Genomic DNA, 25,056 nt, shown 5'->3' with positions numbered 1-25,056 from the left:
TTACAGTGCCCTCCTTTCTTTACGTGCCAGATAAAGGAAGAACGGAACCCCAATTAAGGCAATAAGTACGCCCACCGGTGTTTCCTCAGGTGCGTTAATCATACGGGCTGCCAGATCGGCAAACACAATGAGTAAAGCTCCCATAATGGCCGAGCATGGAATAATCCAGCGATAATCGACGCCAACCAGCTTGCGGGTTATATGGGGAATAATCAATCCCACGAAACCTATAGAACCCACCAACGACACCGCTGCACCCGCCAAAATCAGAACAAGAATCATTCCGACTACCTTTACTACCCCAGTTCGCTGACCAAGGCTCAACGCAATTTCGTCTCCCAAACTGAGCAGCGTAATGGAGCGCGACAACATGAGAGCACCGATAAAAGCTGCCACAACCCAAGGCAAAACTATACCGAGCTGAACCCACTTGATTCCACTAAGCCCTCCGGCATACCAAAAGGCCAAATCCTGTCCAACATCAAAGTACAAACTGATCGCATCTCCTAAGGCAGACAGCAATGCCGTGACAGCTGCACCCGCCAATACAAGACGAACTGGCGTAAGACCTGATTTGGATATGGAGCTTGTACCATATACCATCACAACAGCCAGAGCTGCACCAACAAAGGAATACAACATTAACTGTAAAAAGGAAGAGCCAGGAAAAAGGGCAAAGCAAATCGCCATCGCCAAGCTGGCTCCCGAGTTCAGTCCAAGCAAGCCCGAGTCAGCAAGCGGATTTCGGGTCATTCCTTGCATAATTGCACCTGCAACAGCAAAGCAAATTCCGATTAAAACCCCACCCAGAATCCGAGGTAGACGGATTTCCCAAATAATCTGATGGTTTTGCAACTCGGGTTTAAAATGAAAAACGGCGTTCCATACCTCTTCCAGCCTAATTGAGGCTGCACCAAAAGATAGAGATAGCGCGATACCGAACGCTAAAAGTCCAAGCCCAACTGTCAGGATAAGCGAAGCCGCCCATGGTCGCGAGTGGAATTGAGTCGGCGACTGGTTATGATTACTTTGAGCGGGGCTATCCGATGATTCTGATAATTTCATAACTATTGTTCACCCTTACTGTTGAATAGTATGTAGCTATCACGAACTGTGTTGAAGATGATGTTGATAATGAGAATTATTATCATGCAATCTTTACTATTGTAAATTAATGTGGCAACGGCATCAATAGCAAATTTCGAGGAATGCCTAATACTCTGCCCTATTGTGAACAAATAAAGCCCTTTGGCATAAATACCAAAGGGCTGCCAACAACACCGAAGCGACTACTTCTGTGTGGCGTTCTCTTTATTCCGCTGGACGATCAAATCTGCGATTTCTTCAGCTTGCCCTACAATGGCAATGGGATCGAAGTACCAATATCGATCCTCCTGGAGCTCAAAAACCTTACCTTGCCGGACTGCATTCAGTGATTTCCATATGCTGTCTCCTTCGTAACCGCTCAAATCCTTGTTAACCGTCAGAAAGATATAAGAGCCCGCATATTGATTAATGACTTCTTTTGACACCGATTTCCATTGAGTCTCACCAAATAATTCTTTTTGGACAAGCGGCGGAGGTGTCAAATTCAGTCCTTTGTATACCGCCTGTCCTCCTCTGCCAAAATTATCGCCATATACATAGTATTCTTTTTCCGAAGCTTCCATTACGGTGAAAGTATCTCCAGGCTGAACAATTCCCTTTAGCTTGTCACGTGCAGCCTGCATCCGCTGATCGTATTGGGCAAGCCATGTTTTGGCTTCCTGTTCTTTTCCAAGCAGCTCACCAAAAGCTGTCAGTTCCTCATGAACATTCTTGTACGTTCCATAAGGAATGACGATGGTCGGAGCAATTTTACTATATTTTTCATATTCATGAGCATCTTTGGAACCAATCAGAATCAAGTCAGGCTCCAGAGCCAATACTTTTTCAATGGATACGCTGCCGCGATCTCCAATGCTTGCAATGCCCTGCACAAGCTCCTTCGAAAACGGATTATCCAGATAATATTTAACACTTCCCACAGGTTTAATTCCTAGTGCTAATAAATCATTCTGGTACATATCTACTACAATCCGCTGAGGGTGAACCGGTATTTTAATATCTCCATGAATCGTTTTGACTGTTTTCATTTCCTCTGACTTTTGTTCGCTAGATATTTGATTCTGCTTTTCATCCGCTTGCTTTACATTTCCACCACAGGCGGTAAGAGCTAAAATGACTGACAGAAGCATCATTACAATCCACATTTTCTTTGTCAAACCTGTTCATTCCTCTCTCTATTTACGGTGTCATATTGGCCTATTTACGTTCCATATTGAGCTTGGTGCAGGCGGCTATATGCCCCTTTTACTGCCAATAACTCTTCATGTCTGCCTTGCTCGGCAATCCCTTGATCTGCAACTACGATAATGCGGTCAGCATTTTTGATCGTTGCCAGACGATGCGCGATAACGAGTGTCGTACGGCCTTGGGATAGCTCTGTCAGCGCTTGCTGAATCGCGGCTTCTGTCTCTGTATCCAATGCTGATGTTGCTTCATCTAAAATGAGAATTGGCGGATTTTTAAGGAACATCCGTGCAATAGACAAACGTTGCTTTTGACCACCAGAGAGCTTCACACCTCGCTCACCGATCATTGTATCCAGACCATCAGGATATGAGCGAACAAGGTCTTCAATCTGAGCTCGACGAGCAGCATCCCAGATTTCTTCTTCCGAAGCATCCAGCTTACCGTAAGCAATATTTTCACGAATCGTTCCATCAAAGAGGAATACATCCTGCTGAACAATTCCAATCATGGATCGCAGCGATTCCAGCTTCATTTCACGGATATCCATTCCATCAATAGTAATGCTACCTTCCTCGACATCGTAGAAGCGAGGCAACAAACTGCAAAGTGTCGTTTTACCTGCTCCTGAAGGACCCACAAGTGCTACGGTTTCACCCGCATGGATAGATAGGTCCACTTTGCGTAATACCTTATCTTTGTTTTCGTAACCAAACGTTACACCTGCAAATTGAATATCTCCATTAAGATGGCTAACCGCCTTGGCCCCAGGCAGATCTTCTACATCCGATTCACTTTCCAGCAAATCCAGGTACCGTCGGAAGCCAGCAATCCCTTTCGGATACGTTTCGATGACAGAATTAATTTGTTTAATCGGCCCCAGGAATACATTAGACAGCATCACAAATGCGATAAATTCCCCGTAGGTCATCTGTCCTTCGATAACAAACCATGTTCCACATACTAGCACAAACAATGAAACCAGCTTCATTAGTATAAAACTAATCGAGGAATTCCAGGCCATAATCCGGTACGCGATCAGCTTCGTTTTACGGAAACGCCCATTATTTTCAGCAAAACGTTCCATTTCATGTGCTTCGTTGGAGAACGCTTGAACAACGCGAATCCCGCTTACATTATTTTCAATACGAGCGTTATAATCCGCAATATCAGAAAACATACGATGGAATGCAGCAGACATTTTACGGCTGAAATAAAGAGACAAGTAAATCATGAGGGGTACAATGATGAAAGTCAGTACAGCCAGCTTCCAGTTAATACCGAGCATGATACCAAAGGCTCCCCCCAGTGTCATCAACGCGATGAACAAATCTTCGGGTCCGTGGTGGGCAATTTCCCCAATATCCATTAGATCGTTGGTCATACGTGAAACGAGATGCCCTGTTTTGTTATTGTCAAAAAAACGAAACGATTGCTTTTGTACCCGATCAAACAGCTTTTTACGCATGTCCGATTCGATGTTAATGCCCAGCTTGTGTCCCCAATAGGTGACCACGTAATTCAGTGCAGCACTTATGACATAAATACCGAGTAGAGCCAGACAGGCATATAAAATCCATTTCCAGTTCCCGCTGGGCAGCAAATCATCGACCACCCGGTTGACTGCAAGCGGAAAAGCCAACTCCAGCAGTGCAGCCAGCAAGGCACAAGAGAAATCAATGATGAACAAAGTCCGGTAAGGACGATAGTATTCAAAAAATCGTCTAAGCATGATTATGACTTCTCCTCTCTTATTTCAATTGAACTGATCACTTCGGATCAACGGAAAACATTTTAACAGCCTCATCGAGTGATTGGTCAACGGCTAGCGGTGAGTAGGTAAACCACGGATCGGCTTTGATGAAATACACTTTGTGGTTTTTGACAGCCGGGAGATTTCTCCACAATGCACTTTGCTCAATTTGCTTAAGCATTCCGTCCTTGCTCGCTTCATCATAAACCAGCATAATAATTCGGTCTCCGGATAGTTCAGGTAACTTTTCCATTGAAATAACATCATAGACATAATTAAATCTCGGGTCCTTCGCCAGCTTCTGACGTATGTACTCAGGAGGATTCAATTCTAGTGAACGGTAAATAACATGTCCTACATTCCGCGCTCCGTATACCCTTAACACATTCTTATCGTAGGCCATATAAATCGTAACCGTTTCATCTTTTTTGAATTTTCCAACCAGCTTCTTTCGGCCTTCCTCAGCCTTTTTGTTGAAACTAGCGATCCACTGCTCGGCTTCCTTGTCCTTACCCAGCACGGCTGCGACATTCCGCAGTTGCTCAAATACATCGCCTTCTCCAAACGAAACGACTACGGTTGGAGCAATTTTCTCTAGCTGCTCCTTCACTTCGGGCGTGGTATATTCTGTTGTGATGATCAGGTCCGGTTGTAACTCCAGCACCTTTTCTACATTTGTCGGGTTCCCAATATCCGCAACTCCGTCAATCTTGCCTTTTAAATAGTCGCCTTCCAACAAATGGGAAGCAGCGCCTGCAGGCTTAACTCCCAAGGCCAGCATAGCATCCAAATATTGTGTCGTGACAACTCGCTGTGGATTTGCAGGGATACTGATCTTATTGCCAGTGGCATCAGTATATTCGCGCATGACAACCGTCTTGGATTGCCCGGAAGGATCATTAGTGCTGGTCTTGTCGTTTGTCTGGTTGTTGCTAGCTGCGTTTCCACATGCACTCAATACAACCATCAAAAGAACCACAAGACAAAGCGTGGATTCCCATTTTAATCTGTACCTTTGTTGCACAATATACGTCCTCCTTAGATATATACAATTCATAATATGATAGTGATTCTCATTATCATACAATTGTTATTCTATCTTTTACTGTCTCTTCTTACAATACAAAAATAAAAAACTTCCATTTATGTGTATGTATCGTCATCGTAGAATAGCCAAAAAAAAAGGACTGATGCGCATTACAGCATCAGTCCGAATAGCTTAATATGTTGGGCCAAGCGCCCTTTTTATTTCGATTGATCCACTAACTCCAGCTTAGCGGGAATTGATGTTTTCACGTTTTTACCTTGAAGTACATCCTTGGCTGCCTGCACCGCCAATTGACCAATAAGCTCGGGTTGCTGAGCTACGGTGGCTGTCAGTTTCCCTTCCTTAATTGATTTAAGCGCATCCTCGTTACCGTCAAAACCGATGACTGGAATGTTCTTACCTGAGCTTTGGATTGCTTCGATCGCACCCAACGCCATTTCATCATTGTGGGCAAATACTGCCTGAACGTCCGGGTTGCCTTGCAGCAGATTTTCCATCACGTTCAAACCTTTGGTCCGATCAAAATCGGCCGATTGTTTGGCTATGACTTTCAGATCCTTATCTGCTACTTCATGAAATCCTTTTCCGCGTTCACGGGTAGCGGATGCTCCTGGAACACCTTCCAGCTCAATCACCTTGGCACCTTTTCCAACTTGATCAATCACATATCTGGCAGCCATTCGTCCTCCCTCTACGTTGTCTGAAGCGACGAGTGCTTTTACATCGCCTTTGTCAGCAGAACGATCCAGTGTAATAACCGGGATGTTCAATGCATTCGCTGATTGTACCACAGTGGAGATGGCCGACGAATCTGTCGGATTAATGAGCAACGCGTTCACTCCCTGTTGAATCAGATCATCTACGTCATTACTTTGTTTCGCCGAATCATTTTGTGCATCCACAACAATGACCTGCATTCCTTGTTTTTTGGCCTCTGCCACAACTCCGTCTTTGAGAGATACGAAGAATGGATTATTCAGTGTTGAGATCGACAAGCCGATTTTGATGTCCTTCAGGTTCGCGGCCGCTTTAGGCTTCGCCCATTCGGGCGGTTCCAAGGAACACCCTGTCATGAGCAGGAGCAGCAATGCAGTCATTATTAATGTAAGCTTTTTCATATTTTTGTGTCTCCTTCTACGCAGATTAGGTGTATTATGCGGATTTTTTACGGTCAATCAATACTGCAATAGCGATGACTATCCCTTTTACTACCATTTGATAAAATGAGTTAACCCCCAGCAAGTTCAAGCCATTGTTTAGTGTACCGATGATAAGCACACCAATTAACGTACCTACGATTCGTCCGCGTCCTCCTGAGAGACTTGTTCCACCTAATACGACAGCCGCAATGGCGTCCAATTCATAAGAAGTACCTGCTGTCGGTTGCGCCGAGTTCAAACGTGAAGTCAAGATAGCTCCCGCCAATGCGGAGAGCATTCCAGCCAGAGAGTAAATCCAAATTTTTACACGCGGTACTTTAATACCAGATACAATCGAAGCCTTCTCGTTACCACCAATGGCATACGTTTTACGTCCGAATGGTGTTTTATGCAAAATGATCCATAAGACAGCAAAGGTAATAAGCATCGTAATCGCTGGAACCGGAATACCGAACTGATAGCCACGACCGAACAATTGAAATACCAGACTGTCCCCGAGTCCTGTAATAGGGTTACCATTGGTATAAACGAGTGTCAATCCTCTGAAAATGGTCATGGTTGCTAGTGTAGCGATGAACGGAGCCATTTTACCCTTCGTAATCATCAAGCCGTTGACCATCCCCATCACGCCACCCAATGCACAGCCGATGATAATCGCCAAAATAGGATCGAACCCGGCCAGCATCATATTTGCGACAAACGCACTGGATAGTGCTAATATGGAGCCGACTGACAAATCTATTCCGCCTGTGAGAATAACGAAGGTCATACCGAACGCAATCAACGCATTAATGGATACCTGGCGCAATAAATTCAAAATATTAAGCGGTTCCAAAAAGCTGGGATTTAAGACCGATACGATAATCACCAAAATAATGAGTCCCAACAACGGACCAAGCTTCTGTGTGATTTGTGACATTTGAAAGCCTTTGCTGCTTTTTGATTCATTCATAGTTGTCATATTACTGTCCTCCTGTAGCTAGCGTCATAATATTTTCTTGTGTGGCTTCTTCCCTGCTCAGCTCTCCGCTGATCTTTCCCTCGTGCACCACGACAATACGATCGCTCATGCCGAGTACCTCAGGGAGTTCCGAGGATACCATGATAATCGCGACTCCACGTTCGGTCAGCTCGTTCATCAACTGGTAGATTTCCCGCTTGGCTCCCACATCCACACCTCTCGTCGGTTCGTCAAGAATGAGTACATTTGGACCAATACCTACCCATTTGGCAATAACCACCTTTTGCTGATTACCACCTGACAAACTGCGAACCGTTGTTTCACCCGATTGGGTTTTAATTTGTAAGCGCTTAATTAAAGTGTTAACAAAATCCAACTCTTTTTTACCTGAAATAAATCCTTTTGAGGTAAAGCTAAAGAGATTTGGCAGCACCATATTTTCCCGAATGGAAAAATCCAGAACCAAGCCCTCATCTTTTCGGTCTTCTGTAATGAAGCCAATCCCTAGTTTCACCGCGTCATCCGGCTTGCGAATAGTCACCTTTTTTCCACGTACATGGATCTCACCACGATCCAAAGCATCCAGTCCAAATAACGCCCTCATGATCTCGGTTCGTCCCGAGCCCATCAAGCCTGAAAAACCTACAATTTCACCAGACCGCACAGTAAAATTCACATTTTCAAACAAGCCTTTATGCGTGGCATTTTTGACCTCCAGCACCACTTCTCCCAAAGCGGGCGTTCTTACCGGATAGCGTTCAGTCAGCTCTCTACCTACCATTTTCCGTACAACTTCATCAAAATTCGTATCGGGAATCGCCTGAGTATCCACCGTTTTCCCGTCACGCATGATGGTAATCCGATCACAGATCGCGAATATCTCCTCCATCCGATGTGAAATATACACGATCGAAACACCATCTTTTTTCAAAGAAGTAATAACCTCGAACAGCTTCTGAATTTCACGTTCGGTTAAGGCGGCTGTCGGCTCATCCATCACGATAACTTTAGCATCCGTCATGAGTGCTTTGGCTATTTCAATCATCTGCTGTTGACCCACTGAACACTCGCCTGCTTCACCGTTTAATGGAAGGTTTACCGAAAGCTTGCTGAATTGCTCATTTGCTAACGCTTTCATTTTAGAGCTGTCTAGTAAGCCCCACTTGGATGTCATTTCCTTGCCGATAAACAGATTTTCCAGCACGGTCATCTCCGGCCACACATTCAGTTCCTGGTGAATAAAAGCAATTCCTTTTTGCTCCGCTTCTTTGGGGTCGGCAAAATAGGTTTCCTGGCCGTCAATGATGATCGTTCCCTCATCTCGCCGATGCAGTCCGATTAAAATATTCATCAGCGTTGATTTTCCTGCACCATTTTCACCCATGAGGGCATGTACTTCTCCTTCACGAAGATCAAAGTCAACACCACTCAGTACCTGATTGGTTCCAAAGGCTTTGTGAATTCCTTTCATTTGAATCTGCATGCTGTACCCTCCTTTTTATTCAACATTGATTTATCCAAAATGAACTCCTGCCTGCAAAATACAATTGGCAAATGGCTTAGCCTCTCCTGTACGAATGACCGCCTTCGCATAACGGGTCAGCTCCTTGAATTGTTCATGAGAGCAAAACTCAATGACGGCAGTCTGCTTATTAATCTGTGGATGTTCTAATTGCTCCCCTGCAAAGTTGCGCATAATATACTGCAATGCTTGTTCATTTTCTTGTTTGATTTCTTCGGCCAGCGTTACTTTTTCGATCACCATATCTGCTGCAATGACATCAACAACGTCCTGAAAGGATGGAACACCCAGTTTAAGGGCCAAATCAATTTTGGTAACGCCTTCAGGAACAGGTAAGCCGGCATCAGCCACGACAATATAGTCTGTGTGGCCGAGATCCGCCAGTATTTTGGATATATGACTGTTTAGGATTCCATGTTTCTTCATATTATAATTGCTCCTCCACTTCACGACGGGTTGGCATTCCACCTTGGGCTCCAAATTTGGTTACGGACAATGACGCAGCACGATTAGCAAATTTCACACTGTCGGCCAGCGATTTTCCTTCGGCCAGTGCCACTGCAAAAGCAGCGTTAAACGTATCTCCTGCACCTGTTGTATCAACGGCTTCTACTTTATAAGTAGGAACCACGACTTCCTGTTCCCCGTCGAAAAATCGTACACCATTGCTGCCCTCAGTCACAAACAGCTTGTTGGGATATTTACGCAACGCTTCTTGCAGGCTCATATCCTTAAACATAATGGCAGCTTCATGCTCGTTTGGCGTAATGTAGGTCGCATTCGCAATTACGCTTTCTTCCACTTCACGAGCCGGGGCTGGATTCAGCAACAAGGGTACCTGGTACTTCGCACAAATTCCGCTTACATAAACAACCGTTTCCGACGGTATTTCCTGTTGAATTAGCACAATATCCGAACTTCGGATGACGTCAAGCGCTTCTTCCACATAGGCGGGTGTCACTTCATTATTTGCTGCTTTTACCACGACAATACTGTTATCACCTTCAGCGAGTACAATATGCGCTGTACCGCTTTCCATATGTGTAACCGGTTTCACATAACCAGTATGAACATGATTTTCTTCAAAATTTCGTAAAATCTGTTCTCCAAAATGGTCATCTCCTACACGTCCAATCATCGTAACGTCTGCTCCGAGTCGTGCTGCGGCTACTGCCTGATTGGCTCCTTTACCTCCAGGTACGGTTGTAAAGCTTTCACCCAATACCGTTTCACCAGCACCGGGACGTTTGGACGAAGTAACTACGAGATCCATAGAACTGCTTCCGATAATCGAAATTTTAGCCATCATAATCCACCTTTCTCGTCGTTTCCCGTTCTATAAATTTGACGGGCAATTGTATGCTTGAATAGGTAAGTACTTTCGAATGAAGATTAGGTACGCTTGACTTCGTTACTTGCGACTGCTCAATCAACTGAATGAGTAGTCCTGCTGCTTCCCAGCCCATTTCATAAGCAGGTTGTCGGATCGTTGACAAAGGCGGGAATAACAAACTGCTTAATGGTATATCATCAAACCCGATAATTTGAACATCATCTGGGATTTTCTTTCCTAATCTATGTGCCTCATGCATCACCGCTGTAGCCACGATATCGTTACTTGCGATAACTCCGTCCGTATCCGGGTACTTGCTAAACAGCTCTTTGGCCCACGACTCGGCCTCCTTGAATGAAAAGGAAGTTGTCTCGACCACATGGTAAGCAATTCCGGATTGCTGAAGCTCTTCAACCGCCCCGCGAAAACGGTCTTGTGCTGGACGAATATGTGCAGGGCCCTGCATGACTGTAATTTGTTTGCTGCCGCGGGCAACCATTTCTTGAGCAGCCAAGCAACCGCCATGGGCTCCATCCGCATATACGGAGAGACTGTCACTGGAAGTTCGATCGAGAAAAACGACCGGGATCTTCAGTTTGGCGTAACAGTCGGCATCGGGATCATTGGTAGAAGAAATAACACCAACGACATTATTTTGAACAAAAGTATCCATGTAATCCAATTCTTTTTGGCGATCTTCATCACTATTACCGAAAATAATCCGAAAATCATTTTCCTGCATTCGATCCTCCACCCCACGAGCTAACAAGGGGAAGTAAGGGTTCGTAATATCCGGCAGCAGCAGGCCGATTAATCTGGATTTCTTTTTATACAGAGAACGTGCAACTTCATTGGGCTTGTAATTTAACTTCTTCACAGCAGCCTCAACCTTTCGCCGTGTATCCTCATGTACATATCCAGTTTCATTAATAACTCTGGATACGGTCGCTACGGAAACACCTGCAAAGCTGGCGACTTCTTTAATTGTTGTCATAGTGTAGGTTCAACTCCAATGTGTAACCGGTTACACATATAAAATATCATAGCATTAATTTTTTGACAAGCATTAATTATTTGCACGTTGAATGCTTTAGCTTTATAATTCTTATTGTAACTAATGAAGTTCCACCTTTATGCACATTCTAAAGTGGGGAGCACCTCTCCCGGTTACTCAATAAAATACGTATACATGGAGGCTTTTTCCTGATGAATATTGAAGTATGGTCTGATTATATGTGCCCATTCTGTTATATTGGCAAACGCCGTTTGGAGCAAGTATTACAGCAATTTCCACATCGCAATGAGGTGCAATTGACATTCAAGAGTTTCGAATTGAACCCGGATGCTGTGAGAGATAGCGGTAAAACGATCAATGAAGAACTATCCGCTAAATATGGGGTCAGTCTGCAAGAGGCTCAGGCTATGAATGATCGAATGAACGAAAACGCACGCTCTGCGGGTCTTGATTATAATATTCATGCCATGGTGCCGACGAACTCTCTTGATGCTCACCGCTTAACACTTTGGGCTCAAACACAAGGCAAAATGCTGGAGCTGAGCGAGCGTTTATTCCAGGCTGTATTCATCGAAGGCAAGCATACAGGGGATCATGAAGTGCTGGTAGCGCTGGCTACTGAGGTTGGTTTGGATCAAAAGGAAGCGGCTGCTATATTAGCCAGTGATCGTTTTACCGACGAAGTTAGAGCTGATGAATCCGAAGGCGCTGTGTTAGGTGTTCAGGGTGTGCCATTCTTTGTATTTGATCGAAAATTTGCTGTTTCTGGTGCCCAGCCGGAGGAAGTATTTCATGATGCGCTTCAAAAAGCATGGGATGAACGCTCACCTTTCACCATGATAAGCGGCAGCTCGTCCAAACAAGATGCAGGTGGTATATGTAGCGATGAGGGTTGTGAGCTTCCAGGTCGTGAATGAAGATTATCTATTCCCTAAATAAATTTTAAAAAAGCGTGCCAGCACCCAATTAAACCTGAGGCTGGCACGCATCTTTATTTTATAACGATTTAATCATTCCGCCATCCACGAGGATGGTGCTCCCTGTCAAATAGGATGAAGCTGAGGACGCCAGAAAAGCAACAACTTTACCGAACTCTTCAGGCTCTCCATACCGCCCCAATGGAATGCCCTCTTCTGCTTGTTTACGAACCTGATCCGTCGTTTGCTGGGTTTTCTCAGCTCGATGCTCGTCCAAGCTACGCACGCGATCGGTTGCAATTCTCCCCGGTGCTACAGTATGTACCAGTATATTATGAGGAGCTAATTCCAGAGACAATGTTTTCGCTAATCCAGCGACTCCCGTACGTAGCGTATTTGAAATGATTAACCCCGGAATTGGCTGTTTAACTGAGGAAGAAGCAATATTTAAAATCCTACCGTTTTGTTGTTTTTTCATATAAGGTAACACCTCACGGATCAACCGGATATGACTAAGTAAATTTTGTTCAAAGGCCTGCATCCACACTTCATCTGTAAAATCATCAAAGGTACCGGCAGGAGGCCCACCCGCATTGTTAACCAAAATATCAACGGTGCCAAACAAGTCAGCTGTACGGCGGATGGCCTGGGAGATATGTTCTGGTTTTGTTACATCGCAAACTACATATTCAACGCGGCCACTCGCTGTTTCCAGTAATTCCGCCTGCGTCCGCTGAAGCTCTGCTTCGTTCCGTCCTGAAATGACGACATTCGCACCCTCGCGTGCCAGCTCCCGTGCGCTTGCCTTGCCGAGTCCTTTACTGGAACCTGCAATAAAGGCTATTTTTCCCGTTAATCCTAAATCCATCTATGACACTCCCTTTTCTCAGTGTTCTCTATTTAATTGTACACATGACCAACACATAATGCGAATAGCTTGGTAGTATCATGAAGGCTATCTATCTTCTCACCATTAAAAAGAATACGAAATCATTAATTGCAAGGTAAAACAAAAAGGCCTGACATTTAGTCAGGGGCCCTTTTTGTTCACAAAATTTTGTTTGTTTACAACACGTTATGATGTTGATGTAGTAGTTGTTGTTGTTGGCTACTCGTATACAACAACGGACTGGCTCTCAGGCTCCCATTTAACATTTGTCCCCAAGGCCTCTCCGATTACCCTTACAGGTACCATTGTCGTCCCATCCACTATGGATGCTGGCTGCTCGATAGAATACGGCTGACCGTTAATATATGCTTTCGGACTGTTAACAAATAATTTGACGGACACGCCGTTACGGGTGACTGTAACAGCCTTTTCTTTCGGATCCCAGGAAACCTTTGCATCCAAAGCTTCGGAAGCTGTTCTAAACGGAACAAGTGTGGTCCCATTGCGGTTAATCGGTTTGGCATCGTATTCTTCACCATTCACGAACAGCTTCATACCCGACGGCCGTCCGGCCTTCTTCGAGAATTCACCGAGCTTTTTGTAGCTGTCCAGGTCGGACACATTAGCCAGTACCGCCTCCTCCTGCATGTATACGGCATCTGTCACATTTCCATTTTCAGCCAGTAGCTCAGCTGCCTCAGTCAGTGCTTTACCAGAATTCCGAATCAATTCAAGTTCAGCAACCTGCTCTGGAGTCAAACGGTCCGGGTATTTCGTAAGCAGCAGATTCGCAATAACCGCTCCTGCCGGCTTATCCTTCGTATTTTCTACCGCGTGAAGCAGACCCTTGTAACCGTTGCGTCCCTTGTGACCATTATGGCCTTTGGACTCCTCGTACGTATCATCCGTTACTGCAACAGGTTCGGTTTTTCTGATTTCTGCGTGTTTTTCTTTTTTACTGTTTTCATCCTTTTTATCGGATGCTTTGTCCTTTTGTTTTTTGGACTGATCATTGTCTGAGTCATGGGGATTGATTAGCTCTTCCCCGCTCTTTTCATTCCCGTCTTTAACAGACGTCTTTGCTTCCTGTTTGCTCTCCTGATCATTTCCGCGTCCCTGCTTGGCCTCAGCGGTTCCCGCTGCCAATCCCAAGACCAGTATACACGCTAGTAAAGCTGTCCAAGTGTTTCTCATGATGCGATTCCTCCTTATAGTAAAAGACCGGGCTCAAATGTCCCTAGATGTATTAACGGCTTCTCTAAGCTGATTTTTTATCTTTTTTTACATAATGTGTGAAACACCACTATAACTGCAGTCCAGATTGCCAACATACTATAAAATTTTGTTATACGCCTAACCTATTTACACAGTATAATGAGAATTACACATGCATTTTTAAGTATCAGCCTTTACATTCGCATAATAGAAAGAAGATGAAACAGATATGTTCGGCACCATTCTTTTGGACGTTGTTTTACCTATTTTTGTACTTATCGGTTTTGGTTGTATCATGCAATATTATTTTCGACTGGATTTGTATACCTTAGCTAAAATCAATTTTTACTATATCACCCCCGCAGTTGTGTTTACGGGTCTTTATAACTCGGAAATTTCTTTAATGCTCATGGGTGAGGTTTCACTTTTTTATGCCTTGTACATAGCTATTCTGTACGTAATCAGCACTACCGTCGCCAGATCTCTGAAATACAGTCCCGGAATGCGTGGAGCTTTTACAAATAGTGTAATGCTAGATAATTCAGGAAATTATGGTCTGCCAATCAATCAGTTGGTGTTCAAAGGTGACCCTTTGGCCATTTCCGTTCAAGCTCTGATTATGACCTTTCAAAGCTTTGTCACATTTACATACGGCACTTTTGTTGTGCAAAACGGCAAGGCCAATACTCGAAAAATATTAATTAATTTTTTAAAAATGCCTGTTCCCTATGCGCTTGCGCTAGGTTTGCTCCTAAATCTGCTGCATAGTCCATTGCCTAATTTACTGGCTGAACCTTTGAATTATATTAGTCAGTCGATGGTTGCCGTGGCTCTGCTTACTTTGGGAGCACAAATTGTGCAATATCCCTTTCGTTTACGCCGGACAGCCGTGTACATCAGTATGGTACTACGCCTGATTGCTGGTCCAATGGTCGGTTTTATGCTCGTCTTGCTGCTTGGTCTTAAGGGGATTCCCGCTCAAGCCTTGCTCATTGCATCGGGTATGCCTACCGGTGTTAATACCAGTATTTTGGCGGAAGAATATAAAAATGAACCCGATTTTGCCGCACAAACAGTATTACTTTCCACGATTGTGAATGTCATTACGATGACCCTGTTAATTTCAGTATCCCGGCATCTTGTTTGAGGTGTATGATCAATATAAAAAATGGATTAGAGACGCTTTTGGTCTAAGGACAGGAGCGTTTCCTTTTCAAGATAAAAGAACATATATTCCCATTTAGTATTTCCTTTTTCTACTTACAGTGGTGTGTTTGTTTTGTGGATATCGTATGCGAGAAAGAGTTTTTTTCTATTATGAATTTTTCATATAGTGAAATAATTATACTATTTAATTTGAATCTCTATTATCTGCCTGTTTTCAATTTGCCGTTGCTTTTTCCCAAAAAAGAATGCGGGACAACAAGGTCATCAAAAATAAAGCCAGCTCACTCATTAGAGTGGCTGACTTAGGATTATCCTTATTAAGGTTTAGGGCTCAATTCCCCATTGCTTGCTTCCAGACAGGTAAGCGGTTATTTTAGCAGAATCTTGTAAACTGTTTGCTGTGGGATTAAATGAATAATCATCGGTTTGTGTGTAACTGCTCCAGTCCTCTTTGGATATCCGGGTTTGCAACTCCACACTTTGACCGGGCTCTAAAGAACCCGCAGCCGAGTTAAACCCGATTTCTGCATAAGAATCTGCTCCTGGCTTCGCATTGGATAATGTTTTGAAGCTAGCAATCACATTCCCTGTACCGACGCTCGACCAATCCGTGAAGAAATTTTGTGCTTTCTCCCCGTTAATGGTGTAATAATAACGCAATGTCACGTCTGCTAGGGAAATTGATGAGGTTCCCGTATTAGTTATTTTAAACTTGGAACTGATTGTATTGCTTGTGTCGGATACATTCCCATTGAAGGCTTGCACCTTCAGAACGCCCTCGCCTGTTCCCGGCTCACTTGGCGTATCCCCTTTCACCATAATCGTAAACAACGCATCAGTGCCTGTACTAAAATGGAAGTTGAGCGTTATCTCTCCTTTAGGAAGTTTCGATAAATACTTGTTAGTAAGAACGACCGTTTCTTCACTAACCGTATAATCTTCACCCTTGTTCAGCACCACGCTCCCCTGCTTGATCGCTTCTAGCGTATTACCGTTAAGTGTAAGCTTGACAGTAATATCGGTATTGCTGTTATCTACTCCATAGGTTGCAGTCGTTGGTGTAATACTTGCTTGCCCGGTAGATGGCTGATCACCACCACCCACACGATCTGCCACCAGAATGCCGCGGCCATTCGTTCCCAGATAAGCACGTCCGTAAACCCGAGGGTCCCCAATAATTTTGGTCACTCGAGCATATTGATGCTTGTCATCATTAATGCGCGCCCAGTTTGCGCCAGCATCGTCCGAACGGTAAAATCCACGTGTACCATCAATTTTACCAACGATAAATACCGCTGCATTCGTACGGTTCGGCGCTGCCTTACCAAAGCCTACAAAATCCGCTTCCTGCACATTAGAGAGCTTGGTGAACGTAGCGCCAGAATCTTTGGAATGCCATAAGCCATATGGTCCTCCATCCTCGGAGCCTCCAGCGAACCATACATCTCCTTCTGCTCCTCGTACAGCATCAATATCAGCATTGCCTGCTGTCGGTAAGCCAGTTACCGCTGATGGCGTAAAGGATACGCCTCCATTGGTGCTCACATATATTTTCCCGGAGGCAAATGCGTAATATTTATTAGGGTTTACTCGATCAGAGACGATCTTTGCATTCGCTGGAATCCCTGTGCTTGCTGTCCATGCGTTGCCGCCAGTTTTGGAGTAGAACACACCTTTGTCCGATGTACTCCACAGCAAGCCATTCCCATCTGCCGCTACGGCGATGCTGCCTCCTCCTGCTGTACCGGAAGGCTCGCTATTTGCCTTATACCAGTTGGCTCCGCCATCATTGGAAAAACCGATGGATTTGGCATTTGGATCTTTTTTATAATCCGCTTTACCTACCCGGGCCATAAAAGAAGGATTCAGCTCGGCATAATCGATGCTTTCGCTGCTTGTAAAGGTCGGATTATCCAGCATTTTAGCTGGAGCCTTGAACAGATCGTCATGCCTGAATCCAGAGACATCACCTACTGCGCTCACCAAAGGCGCGCCAACTGGAGGGCTCACCAAATCCAAAATCGCTGTTTCCTCTACCCCTTTAGCGGCTACCGAAATATCCAGTTTTCCACCTTTATCCCAATTGGTCAGATTTTTAGAGCCATAAATCGTAGCTCCCGTGCCGTACAGTATATGGTCTGAATTAAACGGATCTATCTCCAGATCTCCGATCATCCACCCTAGCTTGGGCGATACTTCCGGTGGAGCAGGATTGGCATTGAAAGTCAGCCAAGGCGCACCGCTTATATCCAGATTGTATTTCAGCTTGCGAGACGGATAACCATCGAACTCCCAAATAGGACTCCAGGTTGCCCCACTATCCGTGCTGCGGTAAATCGTTTCATCCGGCCACCAGGCATTCAAGGTAGCAACCATAAGTGTACCTGGCTTCTGGGCATCCACCGTCAGTCCACCATATCCAAAATGATTGTCCGCGCTGCTGCTACCAATAGGGCTAATGTTAGTCCACTGCCCGCTTGCTGTATTCAATTTCCACAGTTCACCCTTTGTTCCGTCATATGGACCAGCTCCATCGCTATAAGAAATATACAAGTTGCCGTCCGCTGATAAAACGCCGTGATGTGGCAAATAGCCCGTAGGCTGTCCCGCTATAGCAGACCAGGTTGTCCCGCCATCTGTACTGCGATAGACACTTTGCTTTTTATCTGCAACACCTACATAGATCGTCTGCGTTGCTTTACTGGAAGAGCCTGTTTTTTTATCAAAGGTAATCCAGGCCAAACCGACAATGTCGCTGGTATATTCATTGGAAGGGTCCTGTACATACGTCCCTGGATTCGGGAAACTGCTAACCTTGCTCCAAGTTGCTCCGAAGTCAGAGCTTTTCCATAGTCCATTACCACTTCGAGCTCCAAAGAACAAAATATTATTCTTATTTGGATCAATCGTCAGACGTTCACCCATTGAACGCCCCGGCATATTGCCCCCCACCTTAAAAGGAAGCTTGGTTGTCTGCCACGTATTGCCCCTGTCGGTGGAACGCATAATCTGCCCGTTTTGTTTATCCCATGAATTAGTATACGTACCTGTAGCTATATATACACGATTCGGATCAATAGGATCGGTCGCCAGTGCATCGACACCATTTTTGTTCCAATCCTCCCAGCCCACAGAATCCGTCAGCGGAATCCAGCTCTCATTGGCAGCATTCCAGCGGTAAGCTCCTCCAATATCTGTACGGGCATAGATTAGGTCTTTTTCCGTTTCATTAAAAATAATGCCAGGTACAAAACCACCACCTCCACCCGTAACGACACTTTTCCAACTGTAATCGTCACTTGGAGCAGCATGAGCCGGTGCTATCATTCCTGTCCAGGAAGCACCCGCTACCACAAGCGCCAAACAAGCAATTCTCAACCTGTTTTTTGCCTTAGTCAATGAATTCAACCTCCTTCTTCAATATCATTTGAATATGCGAGTCATTTTGAAATCAAAGTAATCAGCCGATTCTGAATACGTTCCTATCGTTATCGTTGCCTCTCACAAATCTGACAAATGTTTTCTCAGGCTCACCCCCATTCAACCAATATATACGGTGCGATACTCGTTTTGTTAGCGCTTACATTGGTGTCTTGCTCAATAGATTCGTCATCTTTTTCTCATTTCCTTGTGCGAAAAATCAAGATAATGCAATATTATCTCCTGCTCCTCAGCTTATAATATGAGGTTTGGACTTCCTTCAGAGTTAACATCCTTTATTTAATTCTATTATGAATTTTTCATATAATGAATTAATTACTTCATTTTCATTCTTTATGGATGTCAAAATACTTTGATTTACAACAAAAAACCGCGCTATGCGCGGTCAGAGTGTCGAGAAAGTCCAGAGGACTTTTCGACACTTCTATTTTTATATGGGGAGACGCATCTTTTAAAACAAAAATCGATTTAAAACGATCTGAGGACCCTAGTTTTTAGACCACTAAGACAGTTTTAAACCCCCTGCAAAAAAACAGGGGGTTTCTCGACAGCCTGACCGCGCTATGCGCGGTTCCAGCTTACATTGCTTCCGTTAATACTGTCGTCAGTCATAAACATATGCATATTATTGCAAGTATTCAAGCGCCAGAGCTAAAAAAATATGTCCTGAGACGAGCAATGCCCGCTCATCAAAATCAAAGTGAGGATGGTGATGAGCAAAATGCGTTCGTTCATCCTCATTACGGGCACCCACATGAATGAAAGCTCCCGGTCGCTGCTCCAAATAATAAGCAAAATCCTCTGCTCCCATGACCGGCTTCAAATCCAAAAAGGCGTCTGCTCCATACAGTCTGCCGATGAGCTCGCGTACACGTTCCGTTTCGGCTTCTGCATTCACCAAAGAAGGATAGCCATTCAGATAGTCAATTTCGTATCCGGCATGATAAGCCTCAGTCAACCCCTTGACGATACTGCGAATTTCATTCTCGACTTCCTTACGCACTTCCTTATTAAACGTACGTACAGTCCCTTCAATTTTGGCCTTATCTGCAATCACATTAAAGGCAGTTCCAGCTTGAAATACCCCAATCGTTAACACTGCTGATTCAATAGGGTCCACCCTGCGACTAACCACCTGCTGCAACCCGTTCACAATTTGACTGCCGATAACAATAGAGTCCACCGTCTGATGCGGTCGTGCGCCATGCCCGCCTTTACCGTTGATCTGGATCGTAAACGCGTCGACAGCCGCCATCGCAGGCCCACTCTTTAATCCAATTTTACCAAGCGGAATTTCAGATGCGAGGTGAATACCGTATACCGCCTCTACCCCATCCAGACAGCCATCCTCAATCATAAACTTGGCTCCACCAGGCGGTTTTTCTTCCGCATGTTGAAAAATAAACACAAGCTTTCCCTTCAACGCCTCACGGTTATGGCTCAATACGCGTGCCACTCCAAGTAACGCAGCCGTGTGACCATCATGTCCGCAGGCATGCATAACACCCGGAACGGTCGATTTATAAGGCACATCCTTTTCATCCTGAATGGGAAGCGCATCAAAATCAGCACGAAATGCAATCGTTCTACCTGGCTGACCGCCTTCTAAAAACCCGAGCACACCGTTTCCACCCACATTCGTTCTTACCTCAATGCCAAAAGAGCGCAATTGATCGGCGATAAATGCAGACGTATTCGTTTCTTCAAAAGAAAGCTCGGGATGTTGATGTAGATGTCTTCTCCATGCAATCAGCTCTTGTTCACCATCTTTTAATTCCTGAACCCATTTTTCTAGCATAATACCCTCTTTTCCTATTGAATTTATATACTTCTATCCTTATCTTACCATGAACGGCCTATAGAATGTAGTTCTCTTATCATGCCGATAGTAGATCAAAGGGGTGTCTTGAACCTAGGACGGGTAATGACAAGCGGCATAATGTCCTGTGCTAATCGCTGTCAGTTCAGGTACTTCCTCACGGCAACGCGAGGTCGCTAGTGGACAGCGGGTATGAAAACGACAGCCGGATGGAGACTTCGCAGGCGAAGGAATCTCACCTTGTATCGTAATTAGCTCCCGGCGGTTTTTCGGATTTGGATTAGGTATCGAGGCAACAAGCCCTCGGGTATACGGATGGGCAGGATGCCTGAAACAACTCGTCACTTGGAGCAATTCTACAAGTTCCCCCAAGTACATAACCCCTATACAGAGCAATGGCACGGGCTATCCCGATTCGTTGGCGCGTCCTCCCGAAAACTCATGCGGAAACCGCGAACCATAGCAGATCAGGACCACATCACCGGATCAAACGCCGACATCGGCTCCTGAAATACCATCGCCATCTTTTTGCCGCGAAGTGAGCTTAATTCCTGCTGCGACAAAACGGTCAAATCTATGTACTGCAACCGTATTTCTCCTTGGGCAATTCGTCCGTTTTCATAATCGGTTAGCCGCATAATCGACTTGGGGGTAATCGTTTTTCCGCTGCCGGATTCACCGTTGGGGCAGACCATTTCTCCCGTCCTGATCGTTAGTGATACGTTGTCGAGTGCTTGCAGTAAACCTTTTTTAGTGTGAAATTCGACCGTATAAATGTTCAATCTACAGCAATGATGACAAACGGACTCCCTCCTTCTATAGCATTTAAGAATAGGCTTTTTGATGCTAATTTGCATTTCTTTTCGGGTCCAACTGGTCTCTTAGAAGACTTGAATTGACAACAAAAAAGAGCCGACAGGATACTCTCCCCGACTCTTTTTCATTACTGACTTTCTATTTCGAATTTTTCAGGTATTGAAAAACTGACTTATATTCCCTCTTACCGGATGTGTCTGTTCCCTGTACTCGCCTTTCGTATAACTTCCAATCACCTTACGCCAAAAGGATTGTGCCGGCCTATTGGTGCTCATTTGGGTCACCTTCCAACGTCCGTTAAAACGTCCAAACAGCTCATGAGCCGCCCAAGTCCCAACCCCATTATGCCGATAAGGACGAAGTACAAAGAACTCAGCCATGTAGTAGTCAGCTTCTCGATTGCTGGACATTCGGTCAACGAGTGCAAAGCCCACAGGAATATCCTGTCTCCAAATCAGAAAAGGCAGCTTCTGTTCACCACTCGTCCAATATTGATACAAGTCTGGATAAGCCGGGAATGTACCCTTCTCAGTGACATCAATTCGAAGATAGGCTGTAAAATCGTATAAATAAAATTGCATGAGCTGTACAATAATGTCCTTTTGCGACTCCGGTACACTCTTAATAGACAGCTTCAGTTCCGATTTGATATTATACCCCATACTTTCACCTCTCTTGGCGGTTCCATCTGTTCTTTAACTTCGAATTACATCCCATCCAGTGCTGTGCAAAATATGCTAAAATACATATATATTATGACCGGACGAGGTGGAACCCAATGAATATACAAAAGATCATCGACCGGCGCAAACTAGATGAAAAAATGCCGGGATTACCATGGTACGTGCAACAATTTATGGATTACAAGCTGCCCGACCTGTCCCCTTCCACATTACTAGAATATGTGCGGGATTACGAAGCTTTCTTTTCATGGCTTCGCTCGGAAGGCTTGTCTACTGGAGAAACAAATGCCCAAGTTACACTGGAAGAATTGGAGACACTTCATATGGACAGTATTACAGGCTTTCGATTATTCCTGTCTACTAAGCGCGAAGGCTCCAACTCCCGTATTACCATTTCACGTAAGCTATCGTCCCTGCGTTCGCTTTTTCATTATTTGAGTCAGATCGCTGAGGATGAAAATTTTTATCCATTGCTCAAACGCAACATTATGGCCAAGGTCGAAATCAAGCGCATACATAAACCCAAGGATACGGCGGCCAAGCTTAAAGGTAAAATACTGGAAGAGGAAGAACTGCTTGAATTCATCGGTTATATTTATGAAGGCTATGGTCAGGATTTGGCCGATAACAAGCAGGCGTTATACTCCTATGAACTAAATAAGGAACGGGATGCCTGCATCGCCAGCCTCATTTTGAACTCAGGCCTGCGCGTATCTGAAATCGTCAATCTGAATCTAGATGATTTAGACATAAACAATAAATTATTATATGTGTACCGCAAAGGCAATAACGACGAAACCTTTAAAACGCCGGTGTATTTCCGCGAGCAATCCAAAGATGATCTCATACTTTATTTGTCCCTGAGACATACCCGTTACCGCGCCCCCAAAAAAGAAAAAGCTCTCTTTGTCGCACGTCCTAACGGCAGTACAGAAGGCAAACGGATGACCAAAAGAGCGATTCAGGCAATGATCATCAAGTACGCCAAGCGTTTCGGCAAGCCTTACCTTACCGTGCATAAGCTTCGTCATTCCTTTGCTACTGATTATTATTTACAAAATGATATTTACAAAACAAAGGAACAACTGGGGCACGCTTCGACAGAAACAACAGAAGTGTATGCCCACCTGACTGACAAAACCATGTCCCAGGCGATCGAACGGCGGGTAGAGACTCTAACCGACTCAGCCGATTGATGTCTCACCCCTGCTTATTCCTCATTCCTTCTATCTGCTTTTGAATCTGTTCGAGTAGCCAGCGGCCTGCGGGTCCGTTGGCCTCGGCAGGAAATATCTGTATCATTTCATCTGAGTAGTGACCTTGAGCCCAATCCATTTGATGCTCCCAAACCGCTATCCCCTGCACATTTGTCAGCTTATCGGTAAGCTGAGCATCCGATTGTTCCCGCACCATGACCAGCTTTGGATAATCCTCCTGCTTGAAGCCTTCCAGCAACACACAATCATAGGCCTGAAAATGCCAGATCAGACTGGTGACAGGCTGACTATGCTCCTCTAAAATGGCTGTTCTTCCAGCCGAAACAATAGCTACGCCTTCAGCACCCGCCTGTCGGTGCTTGTACGTATCTGTACCCTCATGATCCATTTCAAATTCATGTCCATCATGCTTGATCACTGCTACGCGTAGACCTGACTTCTGCACATAACGAATCAACCCTCCGAGAAAGGTCGTTTTCCCCGTATTTTTGAATCCGACGATTTGACATACAAATGGATGTTTCGTATTCACGTTACCTGTCCACCTTGTAATACCAGTACTCGCACCTCTTCACCTTCGCGTAATCCTTCTGTTGTAGGAGGAATTACGATCAGACAGTCGCTGTCCTTAATGGTCACCATGACACTGGATTCATCTACTCGCGCAGGAATCGCGTATACTTGCCCACCACGTATCTCCAGAGAGCTGCGTACAAAGCGTGTATAGTTGTTTACCTTCGTATAATCTGCGCCTAACTTCGCCGTCCAGGTTTGTAAATATGGATGTGCCGAAGATAACATCATTTGGATCGTCGGCCGTACAAACAGCTCACAGCCTACAAAGCACGCACCGGGGTTGCCTGAAAGCGCAAATAACAGCTTGCCGTCAATCACTGCGGCTGTGGTCACACTTCCTGGACGCATCGTAACCTTGTTGAACAGCATATTCACATCTTCCTGTCGTACCAGGTCACCCATAATATCAAAATCCCCCACCGATACTCCTCCACTCGTGACCACGATATCATAGGCAGCTATGGCTTCACGTACAGAGGTACGGGCAAGGCTCAAATCATCATGAATGGCTTGTAAAATGAACGGCTCGCCTCCTGCCTCTCTAATTTGAGAAGCCAGCATATATGTATTACTGTTTCGAATTTTCCCTGGTTGTAACGGCTCATCCACTGCAAGTAATTCCGATCCTGTAGAAAAAACGGCCACCCTTGGCTTCCTGTAAACAGGTACCTGATGTACTCCAAACGTAGCCAGTACCGAGATGTGCCCTGCTCCCAGGCAGGTTCCCTTACTAAGCAAAAGCTGACCTTCCTGAATCTCATGACCAATCTGTGTCACATTTTTGCCAATCTCCATACGCTTCTTTAAGCCGACATATGTCTGTCCATTTTCCTCACGCAGCTGTGTTGCTTCCAGCATGACAACCGTGTCCGCTCCATCAGGTAATTGCGCTCCTGTCATGATGCGGGCAGCCATTCCAGTCTCCACCCGCTTGTCCGATACGGTGCCACATGGAATTTCATCAATCACATGTAACCAGATTTCCTGACCGGACGAGCACACTTCAGTGTCCGATCCAAGGATCGCATAACCGTCCATACCTGAGCGACGAAAACGGGGATACGGGTGTGGTGCGGTCAAATCCACCGCCAAATAGCGTCCATGCGCCTGCTCCAGCTCTACGTCTTCCCTTTCACCCTGTTTAACATGGCTAGCTATCCTGCTTTGCGCCTCTTCCACCTGAACTGCTTTACGCTGGAATTTTTCTGCGTTTAATGATATATGATTCATAA

22 protein-coding genes are annotated in these 25,056 nt (G+C 45.0%); 3 read left to right on the top strand and 19 right to left on the bottom strand.

Annotated elements, in window-relative coordinates; genetic code table 11:
- From ACL9RM_RS15190 to ACL9RM_RS15145, 10 genes are all read right to left on the bottom strand, one after another.
- Nucleotides 1-1,065: a FecCD family ABC transporter permease gene (locus ACL9RM_RS15190; protein ID WP_061828268.1), complete on the bottom strand. Its 1,065-nt coding sequence runs from the start codon at nt 1,063-1,065 to the stop codon at nt 1-3.
- Between the two features lie 224 nt (nt 1,066-1,289).
- A complete protein-coding gene (locus ACL9RM_RS15185) occupies nt 1,290-2,252 on the bottom strand; it encodes an ABC transporter substrate-binding protein (protein WP_061828433.1) in 963 nt (320 codons plus the stop codon).
- Between the two features lie 56 nt (nt 2,253-2,308).
- Nucleotides 2,309-4,024: an ABC transporter ATP-binding protein gene (locus tag ACL9RM_RS15180; RefSeq protein ID WP_025720642.1), complete on the bottom strand. Its 1,716-nt coding sequence runs from the start codon at nt 4,022-4,024 to the stop codon at nt 2,309-2,311.
- Between the two features lie 37 nt (nt 4,025-4,061).
- Nucleotides 4,062-5,069 (bottom strand): ABC transporter substrate-binding protein, encoded by a 1,008-nt coding sequence (locus ACL9RM_RS15175; RefSeq protein ID WP_069289655.1) that lies wholly within the window; start codon nt 5,067-5,069, stop codon nt 4,062-4,064.
- A 221-nt stretch (nt 5,070-5,290) separates the two neighbouring features.
- The gene (gene rbsB / locus ACL9RM_RS15170; protein ID WP_250268477.1) at nt 5,291-6,211 is read right to left on the bottom strand and encodes a ribose ABC transporter substrate-binding protein RbsB; all 921 of its coding nucleotides are present in this window, start codon (nt 6,209-6,211) and stop codon (nt 5,291-5,293) included.
- 34 nt (nt 6,212-6,245) lie between these two features.
- Nucleotides 6,246-7,214 carry an ABC transporter permease subunit gene (locus tag ACL9RM_RS15165; RefSeq protein WP_013310465.1) on the bottom strand — a complete coding sequence of 323 codons (969 nt, stop codon included), beginning with the start codon at nt 7,212-7,214 and terminating at the stop codon, nt 6,246-6,248.
- A 1-nt stretch (nt 7,215) separates the two neighbouring features.
- The gene (locus tag ACL9RM_RS15160; RefSeq protein ID WP_029517485.1) at nt 7,216-8,697 is read right to left on the bottom strand and encodes a sugar ABC transporter ATP-binding protein; all 1,482 of its coding nucleotides are present in this window, start codon (nt 8,695-8,697) and stop codon (nt 7,216-7,218) included.
- A 30-nt stretch (nt 8,698-8,727) separates the two neighbouring features.
- Nucleotides 8,728-9,162: a D-ribose pyranase gene (gene rbsD, locus ACL9RM_RS15155; RefSeq protein WP_069289656.1), complete on the bottom strand. Its 435-nt coding sequence runs from the start codon at nt 9,160-9,162 to the stop codon at nt 8,728-8,730.
- A 1-nt stretch (nt 9,163) separates the two neighbouring features.
- Nucleotides 9,164-10,042, bottom strand: a complete 879-nt coding sequence (gene rbsK, locus ACL9RM_RS15150) for a ribokinase (RefSeq protein WP_250268926.1) — start codon at nt 10,040-10,042, stop codon at nt 9,164-9,166.
- Nucleotides 10,035-11,063 carry a LacI family DNA-binding transcriptional regulator gene (locus tag ACL9RM_RS15145; RefSeq protein ID WP_039273211.1) on the bottom strand — a complete coding sequence of 343 codons (1,029 nt, stop codon included), beginning with the start codon at nt 11,061-11,063 and terminating at the stop codon, nt 10,035-10,037. The genes rbsK and ACL9RM_RS15145 overlap by 8 nt, the downstream gene beginning before the upstream one ends.
- A gap of 212 nt (nt 11,064-11,275) precedes the next feature.
- Between ACL9RM_RS15145 and ACL9RM_RS15140 the strand changes: the two genes are divergently transcribed.
- Nucleotides 11,276-12,001 carry a DsbA family oxidoreductase gene (locus ACL9RM_RS15140; RefSeq protein ID WP_061828263.1) on the top strand — a complete coding sequence of 242 codons (726 nt, stop codon included), beginning with the start codon at nt 11,276-11,278 and terminating at the stop codon, nt 11,999-12,001.
- A 79-nt stretch (nt 12,002-12,080) separates the two neighbouring features.
- Here ACL9RM_RS15140 and ACL9RM_RS15135 read toward each other — a convergent pair whose 3' ends face one another.
- Both ACL9RM_RS15135 and ACL9RM_RS15130 read right to left on the bottom strand, forming a co-directional pair.
- A complete protein-coding gene (locus ACL9RM_RS15135) occupies nt 12,081-12,869 on the bottom strand; it encodes an SDR family oxidoreductase (RefSeq protein WP_250268478.1) in 789 nt (262 codons plus the stop codon).
- A 240-nt stretch (nt 12,870-13,109) separates the two neighbouring features.
- On the bottom strand, nt 13,110-14,084 hold the full coding sequence (locus ACL9RM_RS15130) for a copper amine oxidase N-terminal domain-containing protein (protein WP_250268479.1): 975 nt from the start codon (nt 14,082-14,084) through the stop codon (nt 13,110-13,112).
- 250 nt (nt 14,085-14,334) lie between these two features.
- Here ACL9RM_RS15130 and ACL9RM_RS15125 point away from each other — a divergent pair, with 250 nt between their 5' ends.
- Nucleotides 14,335-15,252 carry an AEC family transporter gene (locus tag ACL9RM_RS15125; RefSeq protein ID WP_053325580.1) on the top strand — a complete coding sequence of 306 codons (918 nt, stop codon included), beginning with the start codon at nt 14,335-14,337 and terminating at the stop codon, nt 15,250-15,252.
- Nucleotides 15,253-15,596: 344 nt separating this feature from the next.
- Here the strand turns inward: ACL9RM_RS15125 and ACL9RM_RS15120 are convergent, their stop codons facing one another.
- The 5 genes from ACL9RM_RS15120 to ACL9RM_RS15100 all read right to left on the bottom strand — a co-directional run bounded on the left by ACL9RM_RS15120 (nt 15,597) and on the right by ACL9RM_RS15100 (nt 22,010).
- Nucleotides 15,597-18,671, bottom strand: coding sequence for a X2-like carbohydrate binding domain-containing protein (locus ACL9RM_RS15120; protein ID WP_250268480.1), 3,075 nt, complete (start codon nt 18,669-18,671; stop codon nt 15,597-15,599).
- Between the two features lie 667 nt (nt 18,672-19,338).
- The gene (locus ACL9RM_RS15115) at nt 19,339-20,511 is read right to left on the bottom strand and encodes a M20 metallopeptidase family protein (protein WP_250268481.1); all 1,173 of its coding nucleotides are present in this window, start codon (nt 20,509-20,511) and stop codon (nt 19,339-19,341) included.
- A 114-nt stretch (nt 20,512-20,625) separates the two neighbouring features.
- Nucleotides 20,626-20,904, bottom strand: a complete 279-nt coding sequence (locus ACL9RM_RS15110; protein WP_250268482.1) for an oligopeptide/dipeptide ABC transporter ATP-binding protein — start codon at nt 20,902-20,904, stop codon at nt 20,626-20,628.
- A 95-nt stretch (nt 20,905-20,999) separates the two neighbouring features.
- A complete protein-coding gene (locus tag ACL9RM_RS15105; RefSeq protein WP_061828258.1) occupies nt 21,000-21,314 on the bottom strand; it encodes an ATP-binding cassette domain-containing protein in 315 nt (104 codons plus the stop codon).
- 186 nt (nt 21,315-21,500) lie between these two features.
- On the bottom strand, nt 21,501-22,010 hold the full coding sequence (locus tag ACL9RM_RS15100) for a GNAT family N-acetyltransferase (protein WP_023988942.1): 510 nt from the start codon (nt 22,008-22,010) through the stop codon (nt 21,501-21,503).
- Nucleotides 22,011-22,126: 116 nt separating this feature from the next.
- Between ACL9RM_RS15100 and xerS the strand changes: the two genes are divergently transcribed.
- Complete coding sequence (xerS, locus tag ACL9RM_RS15095) at nt 22,127-23,227, top strand: tyrosine recombinase XerS (protein ID WP_069289662.1); 1,101 nt, start codon at nt 22,127-22,129, stop codon at nt 23,225-23,227.
- Between the two features lie 4 nt (nt 23,228-23,231).
- On the opposite strand, the gene mobB is transcribed toward xerS, so the two are convergent.
- Both mobB and glp read right to left on the bottom strand, forming a co-directional pair.
- The gene (gene mobB, locus ACL9RM_RS15090; protein ID WP_069289663.1) at nt 23,232-23,780 is read right to left on the bottom strand and encodes a molybdopterin-guanine dinucleotide biosynthesis protein B; all 549 of its coding nucleotides are present in this window, start codon (nt 23,778-23,780) and stop codon (nt 23,232-23,234) included.
- Nucleotides 23,777-25,054 carry a gephyrin-like molybdotransferase Glp gene (gene glp, locus ACL9RM_RS15085; RefSeq protein WP_250268483.1) on the bottom strand — a complete coding sequence of 426 codons (1,278 nt, stop codon included), beginning with the start codon at nt 25,052-25,054 and terminating at the stop codon, nt 23,777-23,779. Before glp ends, mobB begins: the two co-directional genes overlap by 4 nt.
- Nucleotides 25,055-25,056: the final 2 nt, after the last annotated feature.

It is taken from the genome of Paenibacillus sp. S29 (assembly GCF_049319765.1).
GTDB lineage: Bacteria > Bacillota > Bacilli > Paenibacillales > Paenibacillaceae > Paenibacillus > Paenibacillus polymyxa_B.
Note: the sequence above shows the minus strand (reverse complement) of the source record. Positions and strands in the feature narration are given on the sequence as shown.